The following is a 6797-nucleotide window of genomic DNA, read 5'->3' as shown; positions in this document are numbered from 1 at the left end:
GAGATCGCCCTGGCCGACACCATCGGGGTGGCGGATCCCTGGACCGTCCGCCGTCGGATCGAGGCGGTGCGCAAGGCCGCGCCGAACGCGCGGCTGCGGATGCATTTCCACGACACCCGCAACACCGGTCTCGCAAACGCCTTCGCCAGCGTCGAGGCGGGCGTCGACGTGCTGGACGCCAGCGTCGCCGGCCTGGGCGGCTGTCCGTTCGCGCCGGCGGCGACCGGCAATATCGGGACCGAGGACCTCGTCTACATGCTCGAGCGGGCGGGATTCGAGACCGGCTACGACCTTGGCGGGCTCATCGAGACGGGCTGCTGGGTCTCCGACCTGATCGGCAAGCCACCGGCTGCCGCGCTCAGCCGGGCAGGTCCGTTCCGGGGCTGACCTTGCGCAGCACGGCTACGGCTTGGCCGTGCGCCGAGGCGTCGGTGGGAATGTGCTCCAGGACCTCCCAGGCGGCGCCGGCGCGATCGGCGAGGCCGGCGGGCGTGAAGTAGCTCGACAGCAGGTTGCCCCCTTCCGCGCCCTCGCGGCGGATCGCGAAGCCGTCTTCCGCCAGGCGCGGCTGCAACGCCGCCGCCGTCGGCAGGCGGTCGTCCTGATAGGTCAGCAAGGCGAGGCCGTCCGGCCGCACCACCCGGGCGAGTTCCGCGAACCAGGCGCGGGCGTTGGCCTCGTGCATGTGGGTGAACACCGACAAGGCGTAGACGAGGTCGAAGGTCCGGTCGGCGTAGGGCAGCGGCGGCGCCAGCTCGGTCCGCTCGAACTCGCCGTTCAGATTCTCGCGGCACCAGCGGACCAGCTGCTCGTTGACGTCGCAGCCGGAAAAGCGGGCATCAGATCCTTCGATGAACCAGCGCCCGACCCGGCCCGATCCGCAGCCGAACTCCAGCACGCGCTGATCGACGCTCAGTTCTACGCCGTGACGCCGCGCAAGCTGCAGGAACTCGGCGGCCGCCGCCTGGCCCTGGCGGCGGAAGTTCTCGGCGTCCGACACGCCGGCGGTCAGCACCCGAAGGTAGGCTGGCGGCAGCAGCGGATCGGCGTGGGCCGGGGCCGGCGCGGTCAGGGCCTGAAGGCGCTGGAAGATGCGGAACGCCGGCTCGCCGAGGCCGGCGCGATCGAGCAGGTCGGCGGACCGACGCAGAAGCGGGTGCATGGTCAGTCGCGACGGCCGGAGATGAGCGGGCGCAGGATGGCGCTGCCGACCACCACCGGCGTCAGCAGCACGGCCAGCGCCCGCGCGCCGAGGCCGTCCGCCCGCTTGCGGAAGTAGCGGGCCAGCCCGACGCCCTTGTGGAATTCAACCTTGAGCGGATGGCTCTGGCTGGTGTGGCCGAGGTGGACGACCTCGGCTTTCGGATGAAACAGGACGGCGCCGCCGGCCTGCCGGACGCGCCAGCAGAGGTCGACGTCCTCGACGTGCAGGAAATAGCCTTCGTCGAAGCCGCCGACGGCGTCGAAATCGACGCGGCGCATGCAGAAGCAGGCGCCGGAGATGGTCGGCACCTCCGCCACCTCCTGCGGGGAGGCGTCGTTCTCCCAGTGGACCTCATACCGGCGCAGGGCCGGGGCGAGGCGGGCGAGCCGGCTGAGCGACATCAGCGCGGTCAGCGGCGTGATCTCGCCGCGCCGGGCGCCGCGCTGCTCGGAGCGATCGGCGTTGAGTATGCGGCCACCGATCAGGCAGGGGACAGGGCGGCCTTCGATCTCCTCGACAAGGGCGGCGATGCAGCCCGGCTGCAGGAAGGCGTCGGGGTTCAGGAAGACCAGGGTGTCGCCACGGGCGGCGCGCGCGCCGAGGTTGGCGCCGCGCGCGAACCCGACATTGCCGTGACCCGTGATCAGCCGCACCCGGCCGTCGCGGTCGGCGGCGGCGCGCAAGCGCTCCGCCTCGTCCGGGGTCGAGCCGTTGTCGACCAGGACCAGTTCGTCGACATGCGGGTCGCCCAGGACGCCGTCGATGGCCTCCTGCAGGGCTTCGCCGGTCAGGTAGACGACCATCACGACCGAGGCAACCCGCTGCGGCCTCAGGTCGAGGGGGGTCGGTGCGGGCTCTGGCGCCAGGATCGGGGCGGCGACGCCGTTCATCCAGCCTCCTTGGCACCGGCGTCCCCGCCGGCGGACTGCGCCCCCGCAACCCGGGCAAGATCGGGCGGAGTCGCCTGCAACGCAAGCGTGTTGATCGCCTCGTCCAGGCTCAGGATCTCCTGACCGTCCGAGCCCAGGCGGCGCAAGGCGACCTTGCCCTCCTCGGCTTCCCGGCGGCCGACGACGGCGATGACCGGGACCTTGGCGAGGCTGTGCTCGCGGATCTTGTAGTTGATCTTCTCGTTGCGCAGGTCCGTCTCGACCCTGAGGCCGGCGGCGCGGAGCCGGGCCGCCGCCTTCAGCGCGAAGTCGTCGGCGTCGGAGGTGATGGTCGTGACCACCACCTGGGTCGGGGCCAGCCACAGCGGGAAGGCGCCGGCGTAGTTTTCGATCAGCACGCCGATGAAGCGCTCGAGCGAGCCACAGATCGCCCGGTGCAGCATCACGGGGCGCTGCTTGGAGCCATCCTCCGCCACATATTCGGCGCCCAGCCGGTCGGGCAGCACGTAGTCGAGCTGGATGGTGCCGCAGGTCCAGGTGCGGCCGATGGAGTCCTTCAGCACCCAGTCGAGCTTCGGCGCATAGAAGGCGCCGTCGCCCTCGGCGATCACCGGCTCGACGCCGGCCTTGCGGGCCGCCGACAGCATCTGCGCCTCGGCCCTGTCCCAGAACTCGTCAGAGCCGGCCCGGACCTCGGGACGGGTGGCCAGGGCGATGTGGTCACGCTCCAGGCCGAAGTCGGCGTGGATCGAATTGGCCAGCTCGATGAAGTTCGCCGTCTCCTCCTCGATCTGGTCCTCGCGGCAGAAGATGTGGGCGTCGTCCTGGGTGAAGGCGCGCACCCGCATGAGCCCGTGCAGCGAGCCGGACGGCTCGTAGCGGTGGCAGGCCCCGAACTCGGCCATGCGCAGCGGCAGGTCGCGGTAGGATTTCTGGCCGAACTTGAAGATCTGCACGTGGCCGGGGCAGTTCATCGGCTTGAGGGAGAGCTCCTCGCCCTCCTCGGTCTCGCAGACGAACATGTTGGGACGGTACTTGTCCCAGTGGCCGGATTTTTCCCAGAAAACGCGGTCCAGCACCTGAGGCGTGCGCACTTCCTGGTAGCCGGCCGCGTCGAGACGGCGGCGCATGTAGCTTTCGACCGTACGCCAGAGCGTCAGGCCCTTCTCGTGCCAGAACACCATGCCGCGGCCCTCTTCCTGCATGTGGAAGAGGTCCATGGCCCGGCCGAGCTTGCGGTGGTCGCGCTTCTCGGCCTCCTCCAGGCGGGTGATGTAGGCCTCGAGATCGGCCTCGGTCGCCCAGGCGGTGCCGTAGATACGCTGGAGCTGGGCGTTGCGGTGATCGCCGCGCCAGTAGGCGCCGGCCAGCTTGGTCAGCTTGAAGGCCTTGCCCACGGCCTTGGTCGACGGCAGGTGGGGGCCGCGGCAGAGGTCCTTCCACGCGCCCTGGCGGTAGACGGTGATGGTCTCGCCGGCCGGCAGGTCCTGGATGATCTCGGCCTTGTAGGCCTCGCCGATGGACTTGAAGTGGGCGATGGCCTCGTCGCGGTCCCACTCCTCGCGGCGGATCGGCTCGTCGCGGTCAACGATCTCGCGCATCCGCTGCTCGATCTTGGCGAGGTCGTCGAGACTGAACGGCTCGTCGCGGGCGAAGTCGTAATAGAACCCGTCCTCGATAGCCGGGCCGATCGTCACCTGGGTGCCGGGGAACAGTTCCTGCACCGCTTCGGCCAGAACGTGGCTGGCGTCGTGGCGGATGGTTTCGAGGACTTCCGGCGCCTCGCGAGTCAGGATCTCGAACTTGCCGCCCTTGGTCAGGGCGCGGTCGAGGTCGAGCAGCTCGCCGTCGAGCTTGATCAGGACGGCCTTCTTCTCCAGCGACTTGGAGATGCCGGCGGCGATGGCCCGGCCCGTGACGCCGGTCTCGTACTGTCGCTGCGAGCCGTCGGGGAAAATCAGGTCGATCATCGTTGGTCCAACTTGGTCGGAGGCGGCGGCGGGTCGTAGCCCGCCGGGCCGAAGGGGTGGCAGCGGCACACCCGTCGCGCGCCGAGCAGGGCGCCGCGCCAGGGGCCATGGTCGATCAGGGCCTGGGCCGTGTACTCCGAACAGGTCGGGAGAAACCGGCACTGGCGCCCGATCAGCGGGGAGAGCGTCACCTTGTAGGCGCGAAGCGCGCCTCTGACGCACCTTTCGTAGATCGTCATGCCGGCTGCGGTTGCGAAAGGGGACCGGACCGCCGGGTGTTAAGCCGCGGTCCGGCGAGGATCAAGCCGCGCCGGCGGGGCTAGTTCGCCCGCCCGTCGCCGAGGTCACGGCCTGGCGGACGGCCTCGGTCGCCGCCTCGAACGCGAGCAGCGTCGAGGCGTGGCGGGCGGGGTAGTCCTTCACCGGGGCGAGCATGGCCAGATCCGAAAAGCGTCCATCGGGCGCATTCGCGCCGTCCTTCAGCATAGCACGGAAGCCGTCGCGGGCCATTTCCAGTTCGGCGAGGCTGGCGCCCACGACGTGCGCGCCGAGGACAGCGGCCGACGCCTGGCCAAGCGCACAGGCCTTCACCTCCTGGGCGAAGTCGGCGACGCGACCGTCCTCGACGACGACATCGACCAGCACCCGGCTGCCGCACAGCTTGGCGACCTTTTCGACGGTCGCGTCCGGCGCGGGCAGCCGCCCGGCCCGCGGCATGTTGGCGGCCAGCTTGAGCAGTCTCGCCGAATAGAGGTCGTCGATCATCGCGCCTTAAGTCGTAGCCGGGGCGGCCGGTGTCAAATGCCGGCGTCGCGTGCGCGGCGGGACCGGCGTAACGGTGTTTCGCCCGGGTCGCGCCCTCGCCCCCGCAACATCCGGTGCGAAGCCTGAATCTCGCCATCCATGGCGCCCGCAAACATTTGCGCTGGACGCAGGTGCGGCGTTCGCCGATGCCGGTCGCCTCTGTGGGCTTATGTGCGAGGCCGAGGCATGGCGGTTCTGGATCTTCTGTACGCAGGCGGCGTCGACATGGACTTCCTGAGCGTCGCGAGCCTCGCCGAGGGCGACGTGGTCACGGCGAACGCGACGACCTTCGCCGTGACGCTCGACGACGAAGTGGTGACGTTCTACGGCACGGGCTTCACCTACAACACGCAGGGCGTCCCGACCGGCGGAACGATCACCCGGGTCACCTCGTCGTACCTCGGCGTCAACATGTTCGACCTCAAGTCCTTGAGCGTGCCGGTCCAGCAGGTCGTGACATGGGCGCTGGAAGGGGACGACCTCGGCATGGCGAACACCGTGCTCGGCGGCGCCGACACCATCAACGGCTCCGCCGGCGGCGACCTCGTCTCCGGATTTGGCGGCGCCAACCTGGTCAACGCCGGCGGGGGCGACGATTCGGTGGCCGGCATGGTCGGGAGCAGCGACACCGTCTACGGCGGGGCCGGGAACGACCTGATCGTCTCGGAAAGCTACAGCTTCAACTATTTCCGCGGCGAGGCCGGGGACGACCGGATCATCGGAGGCTACGGCTTCGACGACCTGCACGGCAACCAGGGCAACGACAGCGTCGCCGGCAACCTGGGCGATGACTGGGTGGTGGGCGGCCAGGGAAGCGACTTCCTGCTGGGCAACGAAGGGTTCGATGTCGTCCTCGGCAACCTCGGCGCGGACACCGCCCAGGGCGGGGCCGGGATCGACTGGGTCCGGGGCGGTCAGCAGGACGACGTGCTCGACGGAGGCCTGGGCGACGATTGGCTGAGCGGTGACCGCGACAACGACACCGTCACCGGCGGCGCCGGCGCCGACACCTTCAACTTCTTCGCCGAAGCCGGCGTGGACCGGGTGACGGATTTCAGCGCCGCCGACGGGGACAAGGTTCGCCTCGAGCCGGGCTCGACCTATTCCGCCGCCCAGGTCGGCGCCGACACGGTCATCACCGTTGGAGCCGCGCAGATGACCTTGGTTGGAGTTCAGATGAACAGCCTGGGCGCCGGCTGGATCTACGTGGCCTAGTCAGGCGCCGCCCGACTAACTTTTGCGCCACTTCCTCGGCAGCCGGTAACTCGCTCGCCTGAGACGCGTTCTGTGCCCACCGAAGCACGGAGTGCGCATGAGCCTGCGGCTGAAGTCGCTGTCCGAACAGGTGATGGTGGTCGCCGGGGCAAGCTCCGGGATCGGCCTCGCCACGGCCCGCCGGGCGGCGCGGCGCGGGGCCCGGGTCATGCTGGCGGCGCGGAACGGACCTGTGCTGCGCGAAATCTCCGCCGAGCTGGCCGGCGAGGGCTGCGACGTCGACCATGTGGTGGTCGACGTCGGCGACGCCGCGGCGGTCGTGGCGGCGGCGCAGGCGGCGGTCGATCGGTTCGGGCGGATCGACACCTGGGCCCACGTGGCGGGCGTGGCGATCTATGCGCCGCTGCTCGAGACGCCGGCGGCGGAGCACGAGCGACTGTTCCGCACCAACTACTGGGGCGTGGTGAACGCGGCGCAGGCGGCGGTTCCGATCCTCGCGCGGCAGGGCGGCGCGTTCGTCGTCGTCGGTTCGGTGGTGGCCGATCTCGGCACGCCGATCCTCGGGGCCTACGCCGCCTCGAAGCACGCCGTGAAGGGCTACGTCGACAGCCTGCGCATCGAACTTCTCGCCGCCCGGACGCCGGTGTCGGTGACGCTCATCAAGCCGAGCGGCATCTCCTCGCCGCTGGCCGAGCACGCGGCCAACCACATGGA

7 protein-coding genes and 1 pseudogene are annotated in these 6797 nt (G+C 70.1%); 3 read left to right on the top strand and 5 right to left on the bottom strand.

All coding sequences use genetic code 11. The features are described 5' to 3' along the window. Positions 1-387, top strand: a pseudogene (locus tag ACILRF_RS13480) (hydroxymethylglutaryl-CoA lyase); the annotation flags it as partial. On the opposite strand, the gene ACILRF_RS13475 reads toward ACILRF_RS13480, so the two are convergent. The 5 genes from ACILRF_RS13475 to ACILRF_RS13455 form a co-directional block, all read right to left on the bottom strand. Beyond that, the gene (locus ACILRF_RS13475) at positions 359-1162 is read right to left on the bottom strand and encodes a class I SAM-dependent methyltransferase (protein ID WP_395673725.1); all 804 of its coding nucleotides are present in this window, start codon (positions 1160-1162) and stop codon (positions 359-361) included. The pseudogene ACILRF_RS13480 and the gene ACILRF_RS13475 overlap by 29 nt on opposite strands. Before the next feature lie 2 nt (positions 1163-1164). Next, the gene (locus ACILRF_RS13470; RefSeq protein WP_395673723.1) at positions 1165-2094 is read right to left on the bottom strand and encodes a glycosyltransferase family 2 protein; all 930 of its coding nucleotides are present in this window, start codon (positions 2092-2094) and stop codon (positions 1165-1167) included. After that, positions 2091-4064 carry a threonine--tRNA ligase gene (thrS, locus tag ACILRF_RS13465; protein WP_395673721.1) on the bottom strand — a complete coding sequence of 658 codons (1974 nt, stop codon included), beginning with the start codon at positions 4062-4064 and terminating at the stop codon, positions 2091-2093. The genes ACILRF_RS13470 and thrS overlap by 4 nt, the downstream gene beginning before the upstream one ends. Then, the gene (gene yidD, locus ACILRF_RS13460) at positions 4061-4303 is read right to left on the bottom strand and encodes a membrane protein insertion efficiency factor YidD (protein WP_395673719.1); all 243 of its coding nucleotides are present in this window, start codon (positions 4301-4303) and stop codon (positions 4061-4063) included. Before yidD ends, thrS begins: the two co-directional genes overlap by 4 nt. Before the next feature lie 61 nt (positions 4304-4364). Beyond that, on the bottom strand, positions 4365-4829 hold the full coding sequence (locus tag ACILRF_RS13455) for an iron-sulfur cluster assembly scaffold protein (RefSeq protein ID WP_395673717.1): 465 nt from the start codon (positions 4827-4829) through the stop codon (positions 4365-4367). Positions 4830-5054: 225 nt separating this feature from the next. Here ACILRF_RS13455 and ACILRF_RS13450 point away from each other — a divergent pair, with 225 nt between their 5' ends. Further along, complete coding sequence (locus ACILRF_RS13450; RefSeq protein ID WP_395673715.1) at positions 5055-6083, top strand: calcium-binding protein; 1029 nt, start codon at positions 5055-5057, stop codon at positions 6081-6083. Between the two features lie 97 nt (positions 6084-6180). Continuing rightward, positions 6181-6797: SDR family NAD(P)-dependent oxidoreductase (locus ACILRF_RS13445; RefSeq protein WP_395673713.1), on the top strand; the 617-nt coding region annotated here is incomplete at its 3' end.

This window comes from Phenylobacterium sp. (assembly GCF_044236515.1).
Lineage (GTDB): Bacteria > Pseudomonadota > Alphaproteobacteria > Caulobacterales > Caulobacteraceae > Phenylobacterium.
Note: the sequence above shows the minus strand (reverse complement) of the source record. Positions and strands in the feature narration are given on the sequence as shown.